Source organism: Streptomyces sp. NPDC107522, assembly GCF_055657525.1.
The window spans coordinates 981,296-1,003,474 of record NZ_JBVKAU010000002.1 but is presented as its reverse complement, the minus strand read 5'-3'; the positions used below and the strand labels follow the sequence as shown (position 1 = coordinate 1,003,474).

Genomic DNA, 22,179 nt, shown 5'->3' with positions numbered 1-22,179 from the left:
TCCGGGACACCGTCCGAGCGCCACCGCTCACTCCGTGTAGCGGTGGCGTGTCCACAGGGGCAGCACGAACCAGCACACCACGTACCAGACGACCACGCCCGCGACCAGCCAGGGCACGGAGCCGTCGTGGGTGGCGACCCGCAGGATCAGCAGCAGCGACGCCGCCATCGTGACGAGGAGCAGGACCAGCCCGACGAAGGTCAGCCGGGAAGCCCACTCCACCGCCTGCGGCTTGATGCGCCGCCCCGACACCAGGCGGTGCAGGGACACGGGACCGATGAGGGCGCCGGTGGCGGCGGCGCCCAGCACGACCGTCACGATGTAGATGGCCCGGTCCGTGGGATTCAGGTCGTCGTACTTCGGTGTGAACACGACGGTGAGCAGGAAACCGAACAGGATCTGCACGCCCATCTGGGCCACGCGGACCTCCTGGAGGAGCTCGACCCACATGCGGTCGGCTCTCTCCTCCTCGGTCTCGTTGCGTCCCCTGCGCCTGGTCTCCCCGCTCTCGGTGGCCGTCACCATGTCCTCCCGGATTCGAACTACCTGAGTCCTGTCCCGCGAGTACCCCGTGAGCGGGGATTCTGTCCGGCCGGCCGCCGAACGTCCTACCAGCGGCCCTCGACCTGGTCCTTGATCCGCCGGTCGTAGAGGTCCCGGATCGCGGTGAGCGTGTCCTGCGACAGTTCCGGCAGCGCGGCGGCGGCCGCGTTCGCTCGGGCCTGCTCCGGCGAGCGGGCTCCCGGGATCACGGTGGTCACGCCCGGCTGCTGGATGATCCAGCGCAACGCGAGCTGGGCGGGGGTGAATCCCTCGGGGGCGAGGGCGGCGAACTCGGCGGCGGCCTCGACGCCCGTCGCGTAGTCGACACCGGAGAAGGTCTCCCCGACGTCGAAGGACTCGCCGTGCCGGTTGTAGGTGCGGTGGTCGTTCGCGGGGAAGACGGTGTCCTTGGTGTACTTGCCCGACAGCAGACCGGAGGCCAGCGGGACGCGGGCGATGACACCGACGCCCGCCTCCCGGGCGGCGGGCAGCACCTCGCGCAGCGGCTTCATCCGGAACGGGTTCAGGATGATCTGCACACTGGCCACGCCCGGCCGGGCGATCGCGGTCAGCGCCTCCTCGCAGGTCTCCACGCTGACGCCGTACGCCGCGATGCGCTCCTCCTGGACCAGGGTGTCCAGGGCGTCGAACACCTCGTCCGTGGAGTAGACGGGCGTCGGCGGGCAGTGCAGCTGGACCAGGTCGAGGCGGTCCACGCCGAGGTTGCGCCGGGAACGGTCGTTCCAGGCGCGGAAGTTGTCGAGGACGTAGTTCCCGGGGATCTGGTCGACGCGGCGGCCCATCTTGGTCGCCACGAAAATGTCCAGCCCGGGCCTGCCGCGCAGGAAGGCGGCGATCGTCTGCTCGCTGCGCCCGTCGCCGTACACGTCGGCGGTGTCGAAGAAGGTCACCCCCGACTCGACCGCCGCCTCCAGCACCGCCAGGGCTTCCTTGTCGTCGACGTCTCCCCAGTCGGCGCCCAGCTGCCACGTCCCGAGACCGACGACGGATGCCCGCTGACCCGACCTACCGATTACACGCTCGTCCATGGCGTCAGTGTGTCATTCGTCATGCCCGTGCACGGAACGGGACCCTCCGCCCGACCACCTGTGAAGCCATCACTCACATAAGTGAATCATTTCGACAGGCCGACGGAACATGTCAAACCGGTCCCTAACGTGGACCCGTGACCGACGCCTTCAGCCGCAGAGGCTTCCTGCGCACCGCTGCCGCCCTGGCCGCCGTACCGACTCTTCTCCCGGCGGATCCCGCCGTCGCGGCACAGGAGTTACCGGATTTCCCGCCCGAAGTGGCCCTGTACCGCTCGGCGTACCGGAACTGGGTCGGCGAGATCACCGCCGACGGGCTGTGGGCCTGCGCGCCGGCCGCCCCGGACCAGGTGGTCGCCGTCGTCAACTGGGCCTGGCGGCACGGCTGGCGGGTCCGTGCCCGCGGTTCCTCGCACGGCTGGTCTCCGCTGACCATCACACAGGACACACCGCCGGACACGCCTGTCCTCCTCGTCGACACCGCCTCTCATCTCACCGGCCTTTCCCTGGAGTCGCCGGGCTCCGTGCGCGCCGGCACCGGCGTCACCCTGGAGGCCCTGCTCACCTTCCTGGAGGAGCACGGTCTCGGCGTCACCGCTTCCCCGGCGCCCGGCAACCTCACCCTGGGCGGCGCCCTGGCCGTCGACGCGCACGGCACCGCCGTGCCGGCGCGGGGTGAACAGCGGCTGTCCGGGCACACGTACGGCTCGCTCAGCAATCTCGTGCTGTCCCTGACGGCCGTCGTCTGGGACGAGGCCGACGGCGCGTATGTGTTACGGACCTACGACCGTGACGAGGCCGACTGCGCCGCCCTGCTCACCCATCTCGGCCGGTCCCTGATCACCGAGGTCCTGCTGCGCGTGGGCGCCGACAGCAACCTGCGGTGCGTCAGCCGTACGGACATCCCGGCCGGGGAGCTCTTCGCCGCGCCGGGCACGGACGGACGCACGCTCGCGAGCTTCCTGGACCGGGCCGGGCGGGTCGAGGCGATCTGGTTCGCCTTCACCGAGTGCCCGTGGCTGAAGGTGTGGAGCGTCTCCCCCACCCGGCCGCTGACCTCGCGGCACGTGGCGACGCCGTACAACTACCCGTTCTCCGACAGCGTCCCGCGCCCGGTGGCGGAGCTGGTCGGGCGCATGGTGTCGGACGGGGCCTGGTATCTGGCGCCGGTGCTCGGCAACGCGCAGTACGACGCGGCCGCGCTCGGCCTGGTGGCGACGCTGTCGGCGGACATCTGGGGGCCGTCCAAGAACACCCTGCTGTACCTGCGGCCGACGACGCTGAGGATCGCGACGAACGGCTACGTCGTGCACACGAGCAGGGCTCAAGTGCAGCGGGTCGTCGCCGAGTTCACCGCCTTCTGTCGGGAGCGCCTGGCGGAGTACGCCGGCCGGGGGCAGTTCCCGGTCAACGGCTCGGTGGAGATCCGCGTGACCGGCCTCGACGATCCGGCGGACGTCGGTGCGGACGGTGCGCGGACCCCGCTGTTGTCGGCGCTCCGCCCGCGCGGCGACCGGCCCGAGTGGGACACCGCCGTGTGGCTCAACGTCCTGACGCTGCCCGGAACTCCGCACGCGGAGGCGTTCCTGCGCGAGATCGAGCGGTTTCTGCTGCGTACCTTCGACGGCGGGTACGCCATGCCCCGGGTCGAGTGGTCGAAGGGCTGGGCCTACACGGACGAGGCCGCCTGGAGCGACGCCGAGGTGCTGGACACGGTCGTGCCCGGGTCCATCGGTGAGGACACGTGGGGGCAGGCCTCCGGGGTGCTGGACCGGCTCGATCCCCACGGGGTGTTCGGCAACGCCTTCCTCGACCGGCTGCTGAGGTGAGGTGCGGCTACCTGCCGGACGCCAGTTCCCTGGCGTGCACGGTGCGCGCGGCCTTCGGGCCCAGCCAGCGCTTGAAGCGGCGCAACGTCTCCAGTCGCCCGGCCGCCCTGTCGAGCCGGTAGTACAGCCGGGGCGGCATGTGGGGCAGCAGGGGTGAGTGGCGCTGGCCGAGCAGGGCGAACATCTGGTGCGGGGGCAGATGGATGTAGCGGGGCAGGTTCTCGTACCACCGGGCGCTGTAGCGGGCCGCGCTCTGCAGGGGCAACAGGGCTTGTCTGCGCTCCTGTTCGTAGCGGGCGAGGGCCTGCGGGAGGGCGGGGTGCTCGTGCAGGGAGCGGGCCAGGGCGATGGCATCCTCCAGGGCGAGGGTCGTGCCGGCGCCGACGGAGTAGTGCGTGGTGTGGGCGGCGTCGCCGAGCAGGACGAGGTTGCCGCGGTGCCAGGTGCGGTTGGTGAGGGTCCGGAAGGTCAGCCACTGGGCGCTGCCGTCGGCGGACCCGCGGCCGGTGAGGGGATGGCCGTCGAGGACCTCGGCGAAGAGCGTCTCCAGCAGGGTCAGTCCGTCCGCCTCGTTCGCCGTGTCGAGGCCCAGGCCGGTCCAGGCCTCGGGGGCGCATTCGACGACGCAGGTGCCGGTCTCGGGGCCGAAGCCGTAGCCGTAGCACCAGATCCAGCCATGGTCGGTCTCGACGAAGGCGAAGGTGAAGGCGTCGAAGACCTTGCTGGTGCCGAGCCAGATGTAGCGGTTGCGGCCTGCCGTGATCCGCGTGCCGAAGTGGTCGGCGTGCCGGGTGCGCAGGGCACTGTGGACGCCGTCGGCCGCCACGACCAGGTCGGCTGCGGGCAGGCGGTCCGGCGTGATCTCGTGCTCGAAGGCCAGGCGTACGCCCAGTGAGCGGGCGCGGGCGGCGAGGATCTCCAGCAGCTGGTGGCGTCCGATCCCGTGGCCCTGGTCACCGGGCCGACGGGTCGTCAGGTGCCGGATGTGGGCGACTCCTTCGCTCCAGCGGACCGAGTTCTCGTCGATGGCGCGGGCCGTCTCGGGGTCGTGCGCGTGCAGTTGGTCGAGCAGACCGCGCCAGTAGGTGACGCCCCAGCCGTAGGTGGAGCCCTCCGGGTTGCGCTCGTGGACGGTGATGTCGTGGGAGGGGTTCCGCAGCTTCAGCAGGATCGACAGATACAGGCCGGCAGGCCCGCCGCCGACGCAGGCGACCTTCACGCACATCCCCGAATATTCCCCAAATCGGACATTCTGGTTCGGGGAGAGTAACAGGCCAGGTGTACCGTCCCGCCGCATTCCGGATCGCGCCAGTTTCGGCGAGTGAAGCAGACCACTGGTGACTCACCCGCCCGCGAAAGATCACCCGGAACGCGGCCCACAGGGGAAGGAATTCCCCGTTCCGGTAACTCACGAGTACGGCCCGTAGCAAGATCACCTTGATTCAACTTTGCACGACATGTAACTACTTGTCCGGATCGGAGCCAACCACTGCCGACCGATTTCTCCCGCTCTCGTGCGGCCCGATAGGCATGCGGAGTCGTCAACCGAACGAACCCAGGAGATCCGTATGCCGGAACTCAGCCGTCGCCGTGCGCTCACCGCCGCGGCCGCCCTCGCCACCGCGGCCGGTGTCCAGGCCGTCGCCGCCCCCGGCGCGACCGCCGCCGGGCACGACCACCACGCCCCGGCGTCCTTCGACGAGGTCTACAAGGGCCGCCGAATACAGGGCCGGCCGGTCTCGGGCTCCGGTCACGAGCACCACGGCGCCGGATACGCCGTGTTCGTCGACGGGGTGGAGCTGCATGTGATGCGCAACGCCGACGGCAGCTGGATCAGCGTCGTGAGCCACTACGACCCGGTGCCCACCCCGCGCGCCGCCGCCCGCGCCGCCGTGGACGAGCTGCAGGGCGCAGCCCTCCTGCCCTTCCCCACCAACGCCAACTGACCTGCCGCAAGCGCACTTTGGAGCACCCGCTACCATGACCGTCCGCAAGAACCAGGCCCTGCTGACCGCCGACGAGAAGCGCCGATTCGTCGCCGCCGTGCTGGAGCTGAAGCGCAGCGGCCGCTACGACGAGTTCGTCACCACGCACAACGCCTTCATCGTCGGCGACACCGACAACGGGGAACGCACCGGCCACCGTTCACCGTCCTTCCTGCCCTGGCACCGCAGATTCCTGCTCGAGTTCGAGCGTGCGCTGCAGCAGGTGGACCCCTCGGTCGCGCTGCCGTACTGGGACTGGAGCACCGACCGCTCGATACGGTCCTCCCTGTGGGCCCCCGACTTCCTCGGCGGCACCGGGCGCAGCCTCGACGGCCGGGTGATGGACGGGCCGTTCGCCGCGTCGACCGGCAACTGGCCGATCAATGTGCGCGTGGACGGGCGCACGTTTCTGCGCCGGTCCCTGGGCGCCGCGGTACGGGAGCTGCCGACCCGGGCCGAGGTGGAGTCCGTGCTCGCCATGGCCACGTACGACATGGCGCCCTGGAACAGCGCGTCGGACGGTTTCCGCAACCATCTCGAGGGCTGGCGCGGCGTCAATCTGCACAACCGGGTCCACGTCTGGGTCGGCGGGCAGATGGCGACCGGCGTGTCCCCCAACGACCCGGTGTTCTGGCTGCACCACGCCTACATCGACAAGCTGTGGGCGGACTGGCAGCGCCGGCACCCCGGCTCCGGTTATGTGCCGGCCGCCGGGACGCCGAACGTCGTCGATCTCAACGAGACGATGAAGCCGTGGAACGACGTGCGTCCCGCCGACCTGCTGGACCACACCGCGCACTACACGTTCGACGCGGCCTGAGACAGCGCCCGGGTCCGCCGCCGGTCCGCGCCGCCCGTCCCGCCGGTCAGGCCTCGGCGGTACGGCACTCCGGGTGGCCCCAGCCCTGGGCGTTCTTGGCGATGGGCTCGCCCGCCGCGTAGGAGCGGCCGCAGACGCAGCGGCCGGGGAACTTGGCCTTGATGGTGCGCGAGGAGCTGCCGTTCTTCCGGGGCGCCGCGGACTTGCGGCGCGGTGCCTTGGCCGGCGGGGTGTCCGGGGAGGGCGGCGGCTCCGGTGAGCCGAGACCGCTGCCCGCCGGCTCCTGCACGGTGGCCGCCTGGCTGGCGGCACGGTCGGCGAAGTCGTTCAGGGGGTCGCCGTCGACCTGGTGGGCGGGGACGTAGCGGAACTCGACCGTGCGGCCGGCGAGCAGTTCGTCGATGCGCACGACCAGGTCCTGGTTGGCGACGGGCTTGCCGGCGGCCGTCTTCCAGCCGTTGCGCTTCCAGTTGGGCAGCCAGCTGGTGACGGCCTTCATGGCGTACTGCGAGTCCATGCGGATCTCCAGCGGTACGCCGGGGTCGGTCGCCGTGAGCAGGCGTTCCAGCGCGGTGAGTTCCGCGACGTTGTTGGTGGCCTTGCCGAGCGGCCCGGCCTCCCATCGGGTCGGAGTCTCCGTCTCGTCGGCGACGACCCAGGCCCAGCCCGCCGGCCCGGGGTTTCCCTTCGAAGCCCCGTCGCACGCTGCCACAACACGTTCACGCATGCGCCGATCATGCCACGGTCCGGCGGGCCGCCCGGCCGCAGGTGCCGTCGAGGATCAGGAGACGTCGGTGGTCTTCGGCATCTCCCCCTCGGTCGTGGTGACGTCGATCACCGAGAAGTTCGCGCCCTGCGGATCGGTGAGCGCCGCGAACCGGCCGAACGGCGAGCTCATCGGCCCGAAGCGGAGCACGGCGCCCTGCTTGGTGGCCTTGGCCACAGCGTCGTCGCAGTTGTCGACCGTGAAGTACACGTTGATGTAGGAGGGGACCTCGGGCGGGAACTCGTCCGTCATCTGCATACGGCCGAGCGCCATGTCGTCTCCGAGCGTGAAGAGCCGGAAGTCGATCGCGTCGTCCTCCATCTGCTTCGCGCCGTACCCGAAGACGGCCGGGAAGAAGGTGTCCGTCTTCTGCCGGTCGCGGGTGAAGACCTCGGCCCAGCAGAACCCGCCCGGCTGGTCCATCGGCGCCTCGAAGCCCTCGTGGGTGCCCGCCTGCCAGAGGCCGAAGACGGCACCGCTGGGCTCGCGGGCCAGGCACATGCTGCCGAACTCGCCGACCGCCATCGGTTCCATCAGGATCTCGCCGCCGTTGTCACGGATCTTCGCGGCGGTGGCGGCGACGTCGGAGGTGGCGAAGTACAGGCACCACTGCGACTGGCCCTCCTGGCCCGGCATGGGCGGGACGACCGCGGCGGCGGCCTTGCCGTTCGCGTAGGCCTGGGTGTAGTTGCCGTACTCCGACGACGCCTCGCCGAAGGTCCAGCCGAGGACGTCGCCGTAGAAGCTCTTGGCTCCCTCCACGTCGCTGAACATCGCGTCGGCCCAGATGGGGGTTCCCTCAGGTTTCACGGCCATGGTTGCGGCCCTCTCCCGGCTCGGTGAGTTGTCCGGATTCTTACGCTAGCCACCCGGCAGTACCGTCGCGCGCCGAATGCTCGCTTCCGTTCCAGACTGGGGCATACGGCGGCCGGTCGAAGGACGGGGCTCGGGATGGCGGACAGGTCGATGCGCGCGTGGTCGGTGGTCGAGCCGGGGCCGGTCGAGGCGGGGTCCCTGCGGCTGGTCGGGAAGCCGGTTCCGGTGCCGGGAGACGACGAACTGCTGGTGGGGGTGCGGGCGTGCGGGGTGTGCCGTACGGATCTGCATGTCACGGAGGGCGATCTTCCGGTGCACCGGCCGGCTGTGACACCGGGGCACGAGGTCGTCGGCGTGGTGGCCGGATTCGGGGCGGCCGTGCGCGGCTTCGCCGTCGGGGAGCGGGTGGGGGTGGCCTGGCTGCGGCGCACCGACGGCACCTGCGCCTACTGTGCGCGCGGGGACGAGAACCTGTGCCCGGCCTCGCGGTACACGGGCTGGGACGCCGACGGCGGATACGCGCAGTACACGACCGTACAGGCGGCGTACGCCTACCGGCTGCCGGGTGACCTCGACGACGTGACCCTCGCCCCGCTGCTCTGCGCCGGGATCATCGGCTATCGCGCGCTGCGGCGGGCGGCGCTGCCTCCGGGCGGGCGGCTCGGGCTGTACGGCTTCGGGGGCAGCGCCCATCTGTGCGCGCAGGTGGCGATCGCCGAGGGCGCCACCGTGCACGTGCTGACGCGGGGCGCGGCCGCCCGCGAGCTCGCGCTCGGCCTGGGTGCCGCCTCGGCCCGCGATGCGTACGAGATGCCGCCGGAGCCGCTGGACAGCGCGATCCTGTTCGCGCCGGCCGGCGATCTGGTCCCGGTGGCGCTGCGGGCCCTCGACCGTGGCGGCACGCTGGCCGTCGCGGGCATCCACCTCAGCGACGTCCCGGCGCTGCGCTACGAGAGCGAGCTCTTCTACGAGAAGCAGCTGCGCAGCGTCACCTCCAACACGCGCGAGGACGGCCGTGAGTTCCTGGCGCTCGCCGCCCAGCACGCCGTACACGCCACGACGCACACCTATCCGCTGTCGCGGGCCGACGAGGCGCTGCGGGATCTGAAGGCGGGCCGGTTCGACGGGGCGGCGGTGCTGGTGAACGACCTGTTCTGAGCGCGGCCACTCGGGCGTGCGGGAGCACGGGAGGGGAGCAAGGTCACTCAGGGTGCGTCCACTGCCTCACACGGCAGGTTTGCACCTCCAGGGTCTGAAGCCGCCCCTTTCACGCCCTGATCAGGCTGTCACAGCGGCTGTTTGGCTAGGACGCGCGCACGGCCAGCCCGCTCACCTCCCGGGAGGGAATGTGTCCACACCGGACAGCGCCACCGGTCCCGCCATCGAAGAACCAGCTCCCGATCCACAGTCCGACGGTCAGCTCACCAGTCTCAGCACCCAGGCGGCCCGGCAGCTCGCCACGACCACCAAGTCCGAACCCCAGATGCAGGCCATCAGCTCGCGCTGGCTGCTGCGGATGCTGCCCTGGGTGGACGTGAAGGGCGGCACCTACCGGGTCAACCGCCGTCTGCAGCTGCGCGTCGGCCGGGGCCGGGTGCAGTTCGACCAGAACGGCGCCGACGACATCAAGGTCATCCCCGAGACCCTCACCGAGCTTCCGGTCCTGCGCGGCTACGCCGACATGGACGTGTTGCGGGAGGTCTCCACCCGCTTCCGGGTCCGGGAGGTCCGGGCCGGCCAGGTCCTCGTCGAGGCCGGGCAGCCGGTCACGGAGGCCTACCTCGTCGTGCACGGCCGCTTCACCCGCTTCACGGAAGGCAAGTACGGCGAGGAGGAGATCGTCGGGGTCGTCACCGACGGCGACCAGATGGGCGACGAGGCCATCGGCCACCCCGATCCTCTGTGGCTGAGCTCGGTGCGGGCGGAGACGGCCGGCGTGCTGCTCGTGCTCCCCTGGGCCGTGGTCGACGAGTTCACCGAGCGGGTGCCGTCCCTCGCCGCGCACCTGGAGGCCTACGCCGCGCGGCAGAGCCTGCCCATGAACCGCAAGGGCGAGGCCGACGTGCCGGTGCAGGCGGGCCATGTCGGCGAGCCGACGATCAACGGCGGCTACGTCGACTACGACCTCGCCCCGCGCGAGTACGAGTTGTCCCTGACCCAGACCGTGCTGCGCGTGCACACCCGGGTCGCCGACCTCTACAACAACCCGATGGACCAGACGGAGCAGCAACTCCGCCTGACCATCGAGGAGATCCGCGAACGCCAGGAGTGGGAGCTGGTCAACAACCGGGAGTTCGGGCTGCTGCACAACGCCGACTACGGGCAGCGCATCAGCACCTTCACCGGGCCGCCGACCCCGGACGACATGGACGAGCTGCTGTCGATGCGCCGCAAGACCAAGCTGTTCATCGCCCATCCGAAGGCGATCGCGGCGTTCTTCCGGCAGTGCAACCGGCGCGGCCTGGTGCCCGGCACGGCGAGCGTGGAGGGGCACGAGATCCCCGCCTGGCGCGGTGTCCCGATCTTCCCCTGCAACAAGATCCCGATCAGCCGGGAGCACACCAGCAGCATCATCGCGCTGCGCACCGGGGAGGGCGACCAGGGCGCCATCGGGCTGTACCAGACCGGGATCCCGGAGGAGTACCAGCCCGGTCTGAACGTGCGGTTCATGGGCATCGACACCAACTCGATCATCCGCTACCTCGTCACCGCCTACTACTCGCTGGCGATCCTCGTCCCCGACGCGGTCGGAATCCTCGAGAACGCCCAGATCGGCCGGACGGCCGAGTGACCGTGTGGAGCACCCGATGAGCACGTCCTCCCCCACCTCCGACTTCGCGCTGCCGGGGCCACCGAACATCGCGAGCACGCTGCGCACCCGGCGCGGCGGGGCGATCCCCGGGCTCCGGTACCGGCAGGTCGCCCCCGCCGACCCCGTCAAGGCCGCGGAGGTCGACCGCAGGCTGGAGGCCTGGGCCCGCCGCCTCGATCTGTTCCCCGAGGCGTGGAAGGGCGACTTCTCGGGGTTCCAGTTCGGCCGGGCCGTGGTGCTCCAGCACCCGGAGGCGCTCGATCCGGACCGGCTGACCGCCGCCGGCGAGTTGCTGCTCGCCGAGAACGTCGTCGACTCCTGCTACTGCGAGGAGGACGAGGGCCGGGGCGGAGCGCGCCGGGGCCTCGGCGGCCGTCTGATCATGGCCCAGTCGGCGCTCGACCCCTACCACGGCATTCCCGAGCTGGAGGAGGAGTGGCGCCACGGCGTGCGCGCCGACGGTCCGCTGCGCTCGTACCACTTCGCCCTCCAGGACTACGCCGCCTTCGCCACACCGAGCCAGACCGACCGCTTCGTCCACGACATCGCCCGGCTGCACCTGGGCTACCTCGCCGAGGCGGCCTGGGCCGAGACCCGGTACGTGCCGCGGGTCTGGGAGTACCTGGTGATGCGGCAGTTCAACAACTTCCGTCCCTGTCTGTCGATCGTGGACGCCGTGGACGGCTACGAACTGCCCGAGGCGCTCTACGCCCGCCCGGAGATCCAGCGGATCACGGCGCTCGCCTGCAACGCGACCACGATCGTCAACGACCTGTACTCCTTCACCAAGGAGCTGGCGAGCGACCCCACGCATCTCAACCTGCCGCAGGTCATCGCCGCGAACGAGCGCTGCGGGCTGAAGGCCGCCTATCTGAAGGCCGTCGAGATCCACAACCGGATCATGGAGGCCTTCGAGGAGGAGTCCGCGCTGCTGTCCGCCACCTCGCCCCTCGTGGAGCGCTACGCGCGAGGCCTGTCCGACTGGGTGGCAGGCAACCACGAGTGGCACGCGACCAACACCCACCGCTACCACCTGCCCAACTACTGGTAAAGCGCGACCGCATGACAGAGCGTCACAGCAACCAGCACGAGGAGTCACCGTTGACCATCGCCCCCGAAGCCGGCACCAAGACCGTCCCGGTGCCGTCCCAGTCCACGTACCAGACCCGCGTCGCGGACTACTGGAACGCCGAGGAGAACCCGGTCAACCTCGAACTCGGAAAGATCGACGACCTGTACCACCACCATTACGGCATCGGCGACGCCGACCGCTCCGTGCTCGACGAACCCGACCCCGTCCGGCGCCGGGAGCGCATCACCGCCGAACTGCACCGGCTCGAACACGCCCAGGCGGAACTGCTCGCCGACCGGCTCGGCCCGCTGACATCCGACGACCGGGTCTTCGACGCCGGCTGCGGACGCGGGGGCGGCAGTGTCGTGGCCCATCTGCGCTACGGCTGCCAGGCCGACGGGGTCACCCTCTCCGCCAAGCAGGCCGAGTTCGCGAACGAGCAGGCCCGCAAACGGGGCATCGACGACCGGGTGCGCTACCACTGCCGCAACATGCTCGACACCGGGCTGCCGTCCGGGACGTTCGCGGCCTCGTGGAACAACGAGTCCACCATGTACGTCGAGCTCGACCTGCTGTTCGCCGAGCACGCCCGGCTGCTGCGCCGCGGCGGCCGCTACGTCACCATCACCGGCTGCTACAACGACACCTACGGACGCGCCTCCCGCGAGGTGTCCCTCATCAACGCCCACTACATCTGCGACATCCACCCGCGCTCGGCGTACTTCCGCGCCATGGCCCGCAACCGGCTCGTGCCGGTCCATGTGCAGGACCTGACCGAGGCGACCATCCCCTACTGGGAGCTGCGCCGCGAGGCCGACCACCTGGTGACGGGCATCGAGGACACGTTCCTGACCGCCTACCGCAACGGCAGCTTCCAGTACCTGCTGATCGCGGCGGACCGCGTCTGAGCGACGGCCGGTCCCGCGTCGGCCACGGACGTTCCGTGGCCGACGCGGGTCTTCCGCCCTGGGCCGGGCTGTGCTTGCCTGGGGAGCCGTTTTCGGTGTCCGGGGCGGGAGTTGCCGTATGCGCAAGCCGTGGCTCGTCGGGGTGCTGCTGGCCGCCGTGCTGCTCGGCGCGTGCGGGGATCCCGCGTCGGAGCCGGAGGCCGGGCCGCCTCCGGAGATGCCGGGTGCGTCGGCCACCACGCAGCAGCAGGCGCCCGCGTCGCCGAGCGCTCAGGGGCGGAGTCCGAGCGTTTCCGCGCAGGCGCCGAGCGTGCTGTATCTGGGCGACTCGCTCGCGATGGAGGCGCAGAAGGTACTCGGGCAGGAGCTGCGCCGCGAGCTGGGGGCGGCGTACACGAGCGCCCCGTATTCGGGAACCACCCTGTGCGACTACCTGGAGGGCACGGGCAAGCGGTCCCTCGTGCCGGTCGCGGACAAGGCGGCCGCGCTGGTGCGCAGGCTGCGGCCGGACTTCGTGGTGCTGCAGTTCTGGGGGAACGCGTGGGGTTACACGCCCTGCATGGACGGCATCACCCATGACGCCTCCCCCGACAAGTACTTCAGGCGGTACCAGGCCGACCTGAAGCGGCTCACCGACCAGATCTCCGCGGCCGGGGACGCCCGGATCGTCTGGGTGCTGCAGGGCCCGGACCCGATCACTCCCGACCGGGTCCGGCGCGTCAACGCCCTGTACGAGCTGCGGGCCGGCGCCTCGGGCGACCTGCTCGCGGACGCGGCCAAGGTGCTGAGTGCGCCCGGGGCCCGCCACAGCTGGGTCCAGTACCTGCCGTGCACGGCATACGAGCACGCACACGCCGAGTACTGCACCCGGCCGGACCGCGACCGCACCGCCCTGCACCGCGACGACGACTACCTGCACTTCTGTCTGGCGCCCACGACCTCGACGCCGAAGCCGTGCCCGGTCCGCTCCCCCGGGATCATGCGGGTCGCCCGGGAGATCACCCGCGTGATCCGCGAGAACCGGTAGGGCAGGGTTCACTCCCCCGCGTAGGCCTTGTCCAGGGCGGCGATGTCGAACTTGCTCATCGCCATGAACGCCTTGGTCACGCGGGCCGCCTTCGCCGGGTCCGGGTCGGTGATCATCTCGTCGAGCCGGTCCGGGACGACCTGCCAGGACACGCCGTACTGGTCCTTGAGCCAGCCGCACGGGCCGGGCTCGCCGCCGTTCTCGGTGAGCTTGGTCCAGTAGTAGTCGATCTCCTCCTGGTTCGCGCAGAAGATCATGAAGGAGACCGCCTCGGTGAACTTGAACTGGGGTCCGCCGTTGAGCCCGAGGAACCTGTGGCCGTTGGCCGTGAACTCGACCGTCATGACGCTGCCGGCGGGCTGCATCGCGCCCTCGGGGTAGCGGGCGACCTTGCCGATGCTGGAGTTCTTGAAGACCGAGACGTAGAAGTGGGCGGCCTCCTCGGCCTGGCCGTCGAACCAGAGACACGTGGTGAAACCGTCGGATGCCATGAGTACCTCCTGGAGCGTGGATGCGCTGTCATCTGTATCGACCGGTCCTCGCCGTGAAACTCATCGGTCGCGTGGCCGACAATCCAGGTGGCCGTTACACCGTTCGGACCTAGCATCGCGGTCATGACGTCTTCGCCCGCCGACAACGGCAACAGCGTGCACCCGTTCCGCATCGACATTCCGCAGAGCGACCTCGACGACCTCCACGACCGCCTCGACCGGACGCGGTGGCCCGACGAGCTGCCGGGGGTGGGATGGGCGTACGGCGTTCCGTCGGACTACCTGCGAGAGCTGGTGCGCTACTGGCGGCACGAGTACGACTGGCGGGCGGCGGAGGCGCGGCTGAACGACTGGCCGCAGTTCACGACCGAGATCGACGGCGCCCACGTGCACTTCGCGCACATCCGCTCACCCGAGCCCGACGCGACCCCGCTGATCATCACGCACGGCTGGCCGGGGTCGTTCGTCGAGTTCCTGGACGTCGTCGGTCCGTTGACGGATCCGGCCGCGCACGGCGGCGACCCTGCCGACGCCTTCCACGTGGTCCTGCCGAGCATTCCCGGCTTCGGGTTCTCCGGGCCCACCCGCGAGACCGGCTGGGAGGCACGCCGGATCGCCGACGCGTGGGCCGAGCTGATGACGCGCCTCGGCTACGAGCGGTTCGGCGCCCAGGGCGGCGACTGGGGTGCGGCCATCTCCCGCGAGCTGGGCCGTGTCCACCCCGACCGGGTCATCGGCATCCACCTCAATCTGCTGCCCGGCGCGCAGGCGGCCGCCGAGCCGACCGCTGAGGAACTGGAGGCGCTGAGCCCCGCCGAGCGGGAGCGGACGCTCACCTCGTGGCGCCGGTGGGCGCAGTGGTTCCGGGACGGAACGGGTTATTTCCACATGCAGTCCACCCGGCCGCAGACCCTCTCGTACGCGCTCACGGACTCGCCGGTCGGCCAACTCGCCTGGATCGTCGAGAAGTTCCAGGAGTGGACCGACTCAGAGCACCTGCCCGAGGAGGCCGTCGACCGGGACCTGATGCTGACGAACGTGATGCTGTACTGGCTGACGGGCACGGCGGGTTCGTCCGCCCGGGTCTACTACGAGCGCGCCCGCGCCCAGGGTGATCGGGTCGCCGCCCCGCACGAGCCCTCGACCGCCCCGACCGCGGTGGCCTCCTTCCCCGGCGACCCGCAGATCCCGCTGCGCCACAAGGCGGAGCGGACGGAGAACATCGTCCGCTGGACGGAGCTCGACCGGGGTGGGCACTTCGCCGCCATGGAGGAGCCCGACCTGCTCGTGGACGACGTACGCGCCTTCTTCCGGCAGCTGCGCGAGAAGGGCTGAACGCCCGCTCTGCCCGCAGCGAATCTGCCGCGGGCAGAGAAACCGCATTCCGGCCTCGTCCGAGGTCAAGAGTGGAGTCGACGGCAGTTCCCGCCACCACGAGGAGAACCGATGACTCCATTTTCCACGCTCACCCCCCGCGCCGAGGAGGGCGACGCACCGCCCACCCGGCTCGACGACCATCTCGCCGCCCAACTGCTCGGACAGCGCATCGTGTTCCTGGGCACGGAAGTCACCGAGGCCTCCGCCAACCGGGTCTGCGCCCAACTGCTCCTGCTGTCGGCGGAGGACCCGCGCACCGACATCAGCCTGTACATCAACAGCCCCGGCGGGTCGGTGTACGCGGGTCTGGCCATCTACGACACGATGCGGCTGATCCCGAACGACGTCTCGACGCTCGCCATGGGCTTCGCGGCGAGCATGGGCCAGTTCCTGCTCTGCGGCGGCACGCCCGGCAAGCGGTACGCCCTGCCGAACGCGCGGATCATGATGCACCAGGGGTCGGCGGGCATCGGCGGCACCACCGCCGACATCGAGATCCAGGCGGAGAACCTGGAGCACAGCAAGCGGACCATGGAGCGGCTCCTCGCCGAGAACACGGGCCAGACCCCGGAGACCATCGCCCGGGACGGCGACCGCGACCGCTGGTTCACGGCCGAGGAGGCCAGGGAGTACGGCATGGTGGACCGGGTCCTGGAGTCCCTCGCGGACGTCCGCCCGGCCGCCTCCAAGCGACGGATGGGGCTGTGACATGGGGAACTACACGATTCCGTACGTCGTCGAGCGGACCGCGCACGGCGAGCGCTCCTCCGACGTCTTCAGCCGCCTGCTGTCCGAGCGGATCATCTTCCTCGGCACCGAGATCGACGACGGCGTCGCCAACGTCGTCATCGCGCAGCTCCTCCATCTGGAGTCGACGGCACCGGAGAACGAGATCGCGATCTACATCAACTCCCCCGGCGGATCGTTCACTTCGCTCATGGCGATCTACGACACCATGACGTACGTGCAGGCGCCGATCTCCACGTTCTGCGTGGGGCAGGCGGCGTCCACGGCCGCCGTGCTGCTGGCCGGCGGGGATCCGGGGCGGCGGTTCGTGCTGGAGCACGCGCGCGTGCTACTGGGTCAGCCCGCCACCGGCGGCAGCCGGGGTGCGATCTCCGACCTCGCCCTGCAGGCCAAGGAGATGGTCCGGATCCGCTCGCAGGTCGAGGAGGTGCTGGCCCGGCACACGCACCACGACATCGCGACGCTGCGCGCGGACATGGACCGCGACAAGGTGTTCACCGCGCAGGAGGCCGTGGAGTACGGCTTGGCGGACGAGGTGGTGAGCCGGCGCCTCGTGCGGGTCTGAGGCGCCGGCGCGGCCTCACGCCGCCAGGCACAGCCCGTCGTACGACGAACCGGCCCTGCCACGGCTGCTGTTGGGCACCCGGCGGCCGCTGAGCCGGACCAACTCGCCCTGTGCCAGCGACAGCAGGTCGCCGAGGCCGAGCCCGAGGGCGTGGGCGGCGGCCGCGAGGACCTCCGAGGAGGCCTCCTTGCGGCCGCGCTCGACCTCCGAGAGGTAGGGCATGGAGATGCGGGCCGCGTCGGCCACGTCCTTGAGGGTTCGCTCCTGGGCGAGGCGCTCACGGCGCAGGACGTCGCCGACCAGGTCGCGCCACAGGGGCTCTTTGGGCGCGGGTGCGGTGGGCTCGGGTGGCCGGGGCGCGGCGGAGGGCTTGGCGGCGGGCGGGGTCGGGGGTGCCGCGGTGGCAGGGCGTTCGGACGCGGGGCGGGTCGTTCCCCGGCGCACTGACGGCGCTCGCAGGGGGATGACGCGGGCTTCGTTCGTCGCTTGTTCGCTCACCCGCCCAGCCTAGAAGCGAGGGGCGCCCGGGGAAGGGGGGCAGCGTTCTGCCCTGGGGGAAATCGCGCCCGTCACTCGTCGCTCAGCCGCAGCACCGCACGAACCCGCTTGCCGACCGGCACCCGTTCCACGGCGACCTCCGTCGCCAGCGCGTGCACTATCTCCAGACCGTGCCTGCCGACCCGCTCCGGATCCCTGGGGAAGCGGCGGGGCAGGGCGGAGCTGCTGTCGTACACGCAGACCGTCACCGCGTCGTCCGTGCCCTCCAGGTCCAGGATGTACGGGCCGTTGCTGTGCCGGTCGGCGTTGGTGACCAGCTCGCTGACGACCAGGAGCACCTTGTCCTGGGCGGACTCGCCGATGGTGGCGCACCACTCGGTCCTGAGCCGGCCGAGGAACAGCGCGGCGAAGGACCGCGCCTCGGCGATGCATCCCGCTTCACCGCTGTAGTGCGCCGCCCGCCTGAGCGGTTCCACGGGCACGTCGAAACCAGTTGGAATCACTGCCCCGTCCACGTGCTCGATCATGCGTTTCTCTCTCGGAAGCCGGACTGGCCGGACACTACTGCACCAGTCCTCGTACCCAGAGCAGAGCCGCGCAGTCACCGCGCAGGTGGCGCCGTACGTCACAGCGGCGGCGACCCCGACGCGCTCGCGGTGGACGCCGACTGTGACGTCGTGGTCGTGTCCTCGTCCGGCGGCGGCTCGGAGGTCGTCGTCGCGGGCGACTCCGGCTCCGTAGTGGACGTCTCCGGGCTCGACGACGGCGAGGACGGGGCGGTCGACGTGGGCGGGCAGGGTGACACCAAACCGGCGGCCGTCTCCGTGGCGTCGTCGGGCAGCGGGACGCATGTGGAGGGCGAGCTGGGTGAGGTGGGCGGCTTGGGCGTCGACACGCTGACCGACGGGGAGGGCTTCACCGGCGGGTGGGTCTTCTTGTCCTTGTCGCCGTCGTCGCCGCGGTGCCGGGAGATCCACTCGTCGCGGTCGGGGTCGAAGATGACGAAGACGTTGATGACCGTCGTCGAGGGCGAGACCACCACGACGTTCGAGGAGCGGTACGACGGCCAGGAGTCACCCGTCCGCTTCGGTGTGCCCTGCAGGGCGACCGGCGGCGTCAGCGGGTTGCCGCAGGCGCAGCGCACCCGGGGCACTCCGCGGGCGTCGACGAGGACGGCGGTGCCGGCTTGGAGGACGGCCTGGTAGGCGGTGGCCGCGCCGTCGCGGTAGCCGTGGTTGGTGACGCGGGTGTCCATGCGCAGCTGGACGGGGGTGAGCGAGCGCAGATAGGTGGGGACGTCGGAAGAGTCGACGCGGGCGACCGACGCGAACGCCCTGTTCTTCTCCGGGGCCGTGCGGAGATAGTCGATCTGCTTCTCGACGTCGCAGGCGGCGACGTTGCGGGTGCCGCCGTACAGGCCGGCCGCGCCGCCGTCGACCCCGCGGACGGCGTTGGACGGCGCCGACTCGGTGGCCGCGGACGGGGTGACGGGCGGGGCGGAGCTGTCCTTCGCCGTGGACTCGGTGAACGGGTCGGGGCCCGTCTTGCCGGCCGCCTGGAGGAAGACCTCGCCGCCCTGGGCTGTGCCGCCACCACCGCCGCGCGACAGGACGACGGCGACGATCACCGCGGCCACCACCACGGCGGTCAGCGCCGCGAGGCGGGGCACCGACCTCCACCAGGGGTGGTGGGGTTCGGGGCCGGGTGCTCCCCCGCCGCCGCTGCCCGGGGGCTGCGAGGGCGGGCCGGAGGGCGGCTGGGAGGGGCCCGACAGGGGGCCCGAGGGCGGTCCTGTGGGGCGGCCGGACGACGGAGGTTCGACGCTCACGAAGCCTTCTTCCCTACGAAGTACTGGTTACTTGAGAGAGATTTGCCGCTTTTATCACTTTCTGCGTTGATCCATTCTGTGCCCGGGTCCCGCGCCGCCCGCAAGCCGACGCGGACGGACCTCCCGGCGGGCGCGTCCGAGGGGCGCTGCTTAGCGTGGGCAGAGTGAGCGTGCTGACAGCCTCTCGACCGGCCGTGGCCCGTCATGGCTGGGTTCAGGCCGTCGCAGCGGTGCTGGCCGGCCTGGTCTCGATGGGCGTGGTGGCCGCGCTGGGGCTGTGGGCCGCCGGGGCCGCGGAGCTCCCGGACGGCGCCTTCCCGAGGGTCGTGGCGGCCACCGTGGTCACCGCGGTCGGCGGCACGATCGAGCTGTCGGGGAACGCCGGAGGACTGGCCGAGTCCGATGCCGGGCTGACCGTGATCCCGCTGTCGGTGACGCTCGTCGGCGCCCTCGTCCTGGCCGCCGGTTTCCTGCGGCCGCTGCGGCACCGGGCGGTCGCCGGGGCCGCGGAGCTGGCCGGGTGGGCGGCCAGGATCGCCGTACTCTGGCTGATCGGCCTCCTGGCGCTGTCCTTCGCCGCCCGCCAGACCTTCTCGCTCTCCCTCGGCGACCTCGGACGGGACGCGCTCGGCGACCTCGGCGACCTGCTCGGCATCTCGCCGCAGGTCGGTTTCACCACCGACGTCCCCGCGACACTGTTCTTCGGCCTGCTGTGGCTGGCGGGCGTGCTGGTGCTGGCCCTGCTGGTCTCGCGCGGGGCTCCGCTTCCGGGCCGGCTGCTGCGCTTCCAGGAGTCGGTGCGGCCGGCCGCGTACGCGATGGTGGCGCTGCTGCTCGCCTGGGTCGGACTGGGTGTCGTCATCGGCCTGGTCGTCGCGGCGACCCGCGGACATGCGGCCGAGACGCTCGCGGTGATCCTGCTCGGCCTGCCGAACCTGGTGTGGCTCGCCCTCACGATCGGCCTCGGCGCGACCTGGGACGGCCGGGTGGAGGGGCCGTTCGGGCTGCCCATGCCGCATGTGCTCGACGAGGTGCTGCGCGGCCGGGAGACCGCCGAGCTGAATCTGGGCACGCTCGCCGAGCACGACGGCCGGGTGTGGTGGCTGGTCGTCGTGGACGCGGTACTGCTGCTGACCGCCGCTTTCGTGATGGCGAGGCGTTCACCGGCGCGGATGCGCGCCTGGCAGCACGCCGTGCACCTGGCGGTCGCGCTCGCGCTCACGGTGCTGATGATCTGCCTCGTCGGTCGGATCTCGGCGCACTACGGCCTGTCGGTGCTCGGCATCGGCGACCTGGGCGGGGATCTGGGCGGCGAGCTGTTCCTGAGGCCCGAGGCGTGGTCCGCGATCGGCCTGGCGCTGCTGTGGGGGCTGGTCGCCGGGTTCCTCGGCGGGCTGCTCGCGCGGCGGGTACGGCACCGGGGCGAGGTCACGTCACGTCCGGAAGGGTGAGCGGGCCGGCGTTCACCGGGGGAAGACCGGCCCGGCCCAGCGGGGTGGCGGTTTCGGCGGGGCCTGCGCGGGCTCCTTCGGGACTCCTACGACCCTGAGGTCCACCTCTGTGGGCGCATGCCCGGCCGCCGCACCCCCGGCCACGGCGGCGCGCAACTCGGCGACGAAGGCGAGGCAGGAGGCCTGGCGGTCGTCGGGGCTCTTGGCCAGGGCCCTGGCGAACACGGCGTCCACGGGCGGGGCGAGGTCCGGGCGCGCCTCGGTCAGGGGCGGCGGCTCGTCGTACTGGTGGGCCCAAAGCAGGGCCATGTCGTCGTCCCGGCGGAACGGCGGGTGGCCCGCGAGGCACTCGTAGATCACGCAGGCGAAGCCGTAGACGTCGCAGCGCGCGTCGACCGGCTTGCCCGAGATCTGCTCGGGGGCCACGTAGTCGAGCGTGCCGACGAACTGGCCGACGGTCGTGAAGCCGGTCAGGGACAGCGACTTCTTCGTCAGGCCGAAGTCGGTGAGGTAGACGTGCTCGGGGTGGTCGCTGTCGGTGCCGCGGGCGACGAGGATGTTGCCGGGTTTCACGTCCCGGTGGACCAGCCCGTGCTCGTGCGCCGCGTCGAGGGCGGAGGCGACCTGTGCCCCGATGCGCAGGGCCCTCGTGGGCGGCAGCGGTGCCTGGCGGTCGAGGAGATGGCGCAGATCGCTGCCGGAGACGTAGCGCATGGCGATGTACAGGACGCCGTCCGTCTCGCCCGCCTCGAAGACCGGCACGATGTGCGGGTGGTCGATCGCGGCGGCCGCCCGGGACTCGTGGGTGAAGCGGCGGCGGAAGGTGTCGTTCCGGGCTAGTTCGGGGGCGAGGAGCTTCAGCGCGACGGTGCGTTCCAGGCGCAGGTCCCGCGCCCGGTAGACCACGGCCATGCCGCCCCGGCCGATCTCGCGCTCGATCCGGTAGCCCGCGACCTGCCGGCCGATCAGCTCGGAGGGCCGGCCCGAGAAGAGGCTGGTGTCACGGGCCATCGGGGGTCACGACCTGGGTCGGGGCGTGGTCGGGGGCCGCGGTCGCGCGGGGGCCGCGGTCCTCCGCGGCGCGGGAGCCCGCGTCTTCGGTGGTGCGGGGGCCGTCGTCCGTGGCGTAGGTGCTCAGCCGCGCGCCGTCCGCGTAGACCCACCGCGCGTGCTCGGCGTCGTACAGCCACACGGACTCCCCGTCGACGACCACCCCGATCCGCAGCCCCGACGTGCGGACGCGGAAGGTCTCGCCGTCCAGTCCGCCGGCCGCCAGGTCCTCGACCGCGGACCGGTAACCGGCCAGCACCCGCTCGACGCGGGCGAGCAGCGGGCGCGGATCGGCGGTGCGGGTGAGCGGGCCGCCGTCGGCGGTGGGCGGGTCCTGGGGTACGGCGACCAGGAAGCGGCCGTCGACCCAGGCCGACCAGCCGTTGGCGCACCGGATGTGCCCCCAGTCGCCGCGCCGTTCGACGAGCTGGACCGGCAGGAACGGGTCGAGAGGCACGGTCGGCCGGGCCGGGTCGGGCGCCTCCCAGGCGGGCATGCCCTGCCGGGGGACGACGTGGGTGGGCCGGAAACCGGGGGAAGCCATG

General features: G+C 71.4%; 23 protein-coding genes. 12 read left to right on the top strand and 11 right to left on the bottom strand.

Translation table 11 applies throughout. The features are described from left to right. Window positions 1-27 precede the first annotated feature (27 nt). Together ACZ7L6_RS09810 and ACZ7L6_RS09805 are read right to left on the bottom strand one after the other, a co-directional pair. A complete protein-coding gene (locus ACZ7L6_RS09810) occupies window positions 28-525 on the bottom strand; it encodes a DUF6328 family protein (RefSeq protein WP_471921678.1) in 498 nt (165 codons plus the stop codon). Window positions 526-608: 83 nt separating this feature from the next. Further along, window positions 609-1,592, bottom strand: a complete 984-nt coding sequence (locus ACZ7L6_RS09805) for an aldo/keto reductase (RefSeq protein ID WP_471921676.1) — start codon at window positions 1,590-1,592, stop codon at window positions 609-611. Window positions 1,593-1,729: 137 nt separating this feature from the next. Here ACZ7L6_RS09805 and ACZ7L6_RS09800 point away from each other — a divergent pair, with 137 nt between their 5' ends. Further along, window positions 1,730-3,421 carry a cholesterol oxidase substrate-binding domain-containing protein gene (locus tag ACZ7L6_RS09800; RefSeq protein ID WP_471921674.1) on the top strand — a complete coding sequence of 564 codons (1,692 nt, stop codon included), beginning with the start codon at window positions 1,730-1,732 and terminating at the stop codon, window positions 3,419-3,421. A 7-nt stretch (window positions 3,422-3,428) separates the two neighbouring features. Here ACZ7L6_RS09800 and ACZ7L6_RS09795 read toward each other — a convergent pair whose 3' ends face one another. Continuing rightward, on the bottom strand, window positions 3,429-4,646 hold the full coding sequence (locus ACZ7L6_RS09795) for an FAD-dependent monooxygenase (RefSeq protein ID WP_471921672.1): 1,218 nt from the start codon (window positions 4,644-4,646) through the stop codon (window positions 3,429-3,431). Window positions 4,647-4,989: 343 nt separating this feature from the next. On the opposite strand from ACZ7L6_RS09795, the gene melC1 reads away from it, so the two are divergent. Both melC1 and melC2 read left to right on the top strand, forming a co-directional pair. Continuing rightward, the gene (gene melC1 / locus ACZ7L6_RS09790; protein ID WP_471921670.1) at window positions 4,990-5,367 is read left to right on the top strand and encodes an apotyrosinase chaperone MelC1; all 378 of its coding nucleotides are present in this window, start codon (window positions 4,990-4,992) and stop codon (window positions 5,365-5,367) included. A 34-nt stretch (window positions 5,368-5,401) separates the two neighbouring features. After that, the gene (melC2, locus tag ACZ7L6_RS09785) at window positions 5,402-6,226 is read left to right on the top strand and encodes a tyrosinase MelC2 (protein ID WP_471921667.1); all 825 of its coding nucleotides are present in this window, start codon (window positions 5,402-5,404) and stop codon (window positions 6,224-6,226) included. A 46-nt stretch (window positions 6,227-6,272) separates the two neighbouring features. Here melC2 and ACZ7L6_RS09780 read toward each other — a convergent pair whose 3' ends face one another. Next, complete coding sequence (locus ACZ7L6_RS09780; RefSeq protein ID WP_471921664.1) at window positions 6,273-6,953, bottom strand: ribonuclease H family protein; 681 nt, start codon at window positions 6,951-6,953, stop codon at window positions 6,273-6,275. Between the two features lie 54 nt (window positions 6,954-7,007). After that, window positions 7,008-7,808 carry a VOC family protein gene (locus tag ACZ7L6_RS09775; protein WP_471921662.1) on the bottom strand — a complete coding sequence of 267 codons (801 nt, stop codon included), beginning with the start codon at window positions 7,806-7,808 and terminating at the stop codon, window positions 7,008-7,010. Between the two features lie 150 nt (window positions 7,809-7,958). Between ACZ7L6_RS09775 and ACZ7L6_RS09770 the strand changes: the two genes are divergently transcribed. The 5 genes from ACZ7L6_RS09770 (at window position 7,959) to ACZ7L6_RS09750 (ending at window position 13,627) form a co-directional block, all read left to right on the top strand. Then, entirely contained in the window at window positions 7,959-8,966 is a 1,008-nt protein-coding gene (locus ACZ7L6_RS09770; protein WP_471921831.1) for a zinc-binding alcohol dehydrogenase family protein, read from the top strand. 190 nt (window positions 8,967-9,156) lie between these two features. Further along, on the top strand, window positions 9,157-10,599 hold the full coding sequence (locus ACZ7L6_RS09765; RefSeq protein ID WP_471921659.1) for a family 2B encapsulin nanocompartment shell protein: 1,443 nt from the start codon (window positions 9,157-9,159) through the stop codon (window positions 10,597-10,599). A gap of 16 nt (window positions 10,600-10,615) precedes the next feature. Next, a complete protein-coding gene (locus tag ACZ7L6_RS09760) occupies window positions 10,616-11,671 on the top strand; it encodes a family 2 encapsulin nanocompartment cargo protein terpene cyclase (RefSeq protein WP_471921657.1) in 1,056 nt (351 codons plus the stop codon). 50 nt (window positions 11,672-11,721) lie between these two features. Continuing rightward, the gene (locus ACZ7L6_RS09755; RefSeq protein WP_471921829.1) at window positions 11,722-12,600 is read left to right on the top strand and encodes a geranyl diphosphate 2-C-methyltransferase; all 879 of its coding nucleotides are present in this window, start codon (window positions 11,722-11,724) and stop codon (window positions 12,598-12,600) included. Between the two features lie 118 nt (window positions 12,601-12,718). Continuing rightward, window positions 12,719-13,627, top strand: a complete 909-nt coding sequence (locus tag ACZ7L6_RS09750) for an SGNH/GDSL hydrolase family protein (RefSeq protein WP_471921655.1) — start codon at window positions 12,719-12,721, stop codon at window positions 13,625-13,627. A gap of 8 nt (window positions 13,628-13,635) precedes the next feature. Here ACZ7L6_RS09750 and ACZ7L6_RS09745 read toward each other — a convergent pair whose 3' ends face one another. Further along, window positions 13,636-14,118: a VOC family protein gene (locus tag ACZ7L6_RS09745; RefSeq protein WP_471921653.1), complete on the bottom strand. Its 483-nt coding sequence runs from the start codon at window positions 14,116-14,118 to the stop codon at window positions 13,636-13,638. Between the two features lie 123 nt (window positions 14,119-14,241). Between ACZ7L6_RS09745 and ACZ7L6_RS09740 the strand changes: the two genes are divergently transcribed. The 3 genes from ACZ7L6_RS09740 to ACZ7L6_RS09730 all read left to right on the top strand — a co-directional run bounded on the left by ACZ7L6_RS09740 (window position 14,242) and on the right by ACZ7L6_RS09730 (window position 16,807). Further along, window positions 14,242-15,453, top strand: a complete 1,212-nt coding sequence (locus ACZ7L6_RS09740; RefSeq protein WP_471921651.1) for an epoxide hydrolase family protein — start codon at window positions 14,242-14,244, stop codon at window positions 15,451-15,453. Window positions 15,454-15,564: 111 nt separating this feature from the next. Beyond that, window positions 15,565-16,203 (top strand): ClpP family protease, encoded by a 639-nt coding sequence (locus tag ACZ7L6_RS09735; RefSeq protein WP_471921649.1) that lies wholly within the window; start codon window positions 15,565-15,567, stop codon window positions 16,201-16,203. A 1-nt stretch (window position 16,204) separates the two neighbouring features. Beyond that, window positions 16,205-16,807 (top strand): ClpP family protease, encoded by a 603-nt coding sequence (locus ACZ7L6_RS09730; protein ID WP_471921647.1) that lies wholly within the window; start codon window positions 16,205-16,207, stop codon window positions 16,805-16,807. A 15-nt stretch (window positions 16,808-16,822) separates the two neighbouring features. Here the strand turns inward: ACZ7L6_RS09730 and ACZ7L6_RS09725 are convergent, their stop codons facing one another. The 3 genes from ACZ7L6_RS09725 to ACZ7L6_RS09715 all read right to left on the bottom strand — a co-directional run bounded on the left by ACZ7L6_RS09725 (window position 16,823) and on the right by ACZ7L6_RS09715 (window position 19,133). Beyond that, window positions 16,823-17,305 (bottom strand): helix-turn-helix domain-containing protein, encoded by a 483-nt coding sequence (locus ACZ7L6_RS09725; RefSeq protein ID WP_471921645.1) that lies wholly within the window; start codon window positions 17,303-17,305, stop codon window positions 16,823-16,825. Between the two features lie 71 nt (window positions 17,306-17,376). Beyond that, entirely contained in the window at window positions 17,377-17,832 is a 456-nt protein-coding gene (locus tag ACZ7L6_RS09720) for an ATP-binding protein (RefSeq protein ID WP_471921643.1), read from the bottom strand. 98 nt (window positions 17,833-17,930) lie between these two features. Next, window positions 17,931-19,133: a DUF6777 domain-containing protein gene (locus tag ACZ7L6_RS09715; protein WP_471921641.1), complete on the bottom strand. Its 1,203-nt coding sequence runs from the start codon at window positions 19,131-19,133 to the stop codon at window positions 17,931-17,933. 164 nt (window positions 19,134-19,297) lie between these two features. On the opposite strand from ACZ7L6_RS09715, the gene ACZ7L6_RS09710 reads away from it, so the two are divergent. Beyond that, entirely contained in the window at window positions 19,298-20,584 is a 1,287-nt protein-coding gene (locus ACZ7L6_RS09710) for a streptophobe family protein (RefSeq protein ID WP_471921639.1), read from the top strand. Window positions 20,585-20,596: 12 nt separating this feature from the next. Here the strand turns inward: ACZ7L6_RS09710 and ACZ7L6_RS09705 are convergent, their stop codons facing one another. Further along, window positions 20,597-21,595, bottom strand: coding sequence for a serine/threonine-protein kinase (locus ACZ7L6_RS09705; RefSeq protein ID WP_471921637.1), 999 nt, complete (start codon window positions 21,593-21,595; stop codon window positions 20,597-20,599). After that, complete coding sequence (locus ACZ7L6_RS09700) at window positions 21,585-22,178, bottom strand: SH3 domain-containing protein (protein ID WP_471921635.1); 594 nt, start codon at window positions 22,176-22,178, stop codon at window positions 21,585-21,587. Before ACZ7L6_RS09700 ends, ACZ7L6_RS09705 begins: the two co-directional genes overlap by 11 nt. Window position 22,179: the final 1 nt, after the last annotated feature.

Excerpts from the sequence above, each read along its gene's own strand:
- ACZ7L6_RS09810 (WP_471921678.1), bottom strand. The coding sequence starts at position 525 with ATGGTGACGGCCACCGAGAGCGGGGAGACCAGGCGCAGGGGACGCAAC.
- ACZ7L6_RS09805 (WP_471921676.1), bottom strand. The coding sequence starts at position 1,592 with ATGGACGAGCGTGTAATCGGTAGGTCGGGTCAGCGGGCATCCGTCGTC.
- ACZ7L6_RS09795 (WP_471921672.1), bottom strand. The coding sequence starts at position 4,646 with ATGTGCGTGAAGGTCGCCTGCGTCGGCGGCGGGCCTGCCGGCCTGTAT.
- melC1 (WP_471921670.1), top strand. The coding sequence starts at position 4,990 with ATGCCGGAACTCAGCCGTCGCCGTGCGCTCACCGCCGCGGCCGCCCTC.
- melC2 (WP_471921667.1), top strand. The coding sequence starts at position 5,402 with ATGACCGTCCGCAAGAACCAGGCCCTGCTGACCGCCGACGAGAAGCGC.
- ACZ7L6_RS09780 (WP_471921664.1), bottom strand. The coding sequence starts at position 6,953 with ATGCGTGAACGTGTTGTGGCAGCGTGCGACGGGGCTTCGAAGGGAAAC.
- ACZ7L6_RS09775 (WP_471921662.1), bottom strand. The coding sequence starts at position 7,808 with ATGGCCGTGAAACCTGAGGGAACCCCCATCTGGGCCGACGCGATGTTC.
- ACZ7L6_RS09770 (WP_471921831.1), top strand. The coding sequence starts at position 7,959 with ATGCGCGCGTGGTCGGTGGTCGAGCCGGGGCCGGTCGAGGCGGGGTCC.
- ACZ7L6_RS09760 (WP_471921657.1), top strand. The coding sequence starts at position 10,616 with ATGAGCACGTCCTCCCCCACCTCCGACTTCGCGCTGCCGGGGCCACCG.
- ACZ7L6_RS09750 (WP_471921655.1), top strand. The coding sequence starts at position 12,719 with ATGCGCAAGCCGTGGCTCGTCGGGGTGCTGCTGGCCGCCGTGCTGCTC.
- ACZ7L6_RS09745 (WP_471921653.1), bottom strand. The coding sequence starts at position 14,118 with ATGGCATCCGACGGTTTCACCACGTGTCTCTGGTTCGACGGCCAGGCC.
- ACZ7L6_RS09740 (WP_471921651.1), top strand. The coding sequence starts at position 14,242 with ATGACGTCTTCGCCCGCCGACAACGGCAACAGCGTGCACCCGTTCCGC.
- ACZ7L6_RS09735 (WP_471921649.1), top strand. The coding sequence starts at position 15,565 with ATGACTCCATTTTCCACGCTCACCCCCCGCGCCGAGGAGGGCGACGCA.
- ACZ7L6_RS09730 (WP_471921647.1), top strand. The coding sequence starts at position 16,205 with ATGGGGAACTACACGATTCCGTACGTCGTCGAGCGGACCGCGCACGGC.
- ACZ7L6_RS09720 (WP_471921643.1), bottom strand. The coding sequence starts at position 17,832 with ATGATCGAGCACGTGGACGGGGCAGTGATTCCAACTGGTTTCGACGTG.
- ACZ7L6_RS09705 (WP_471921637.1), bottom strand. The coding sequence starts at position 21,595 with ATGGCCCGTGACACCAGCCTCTTCTCGGGCCGGCCCTCCGAGCTGATC.
- ACZ7L6_RS09700 (WP_471921635.1), bottom strand. The coding sequence starts at position 22,178 with ATGGCTTCCCCCGGTTTCCGGCCCACCCACGTCGTCCCCCGGCAGGGC.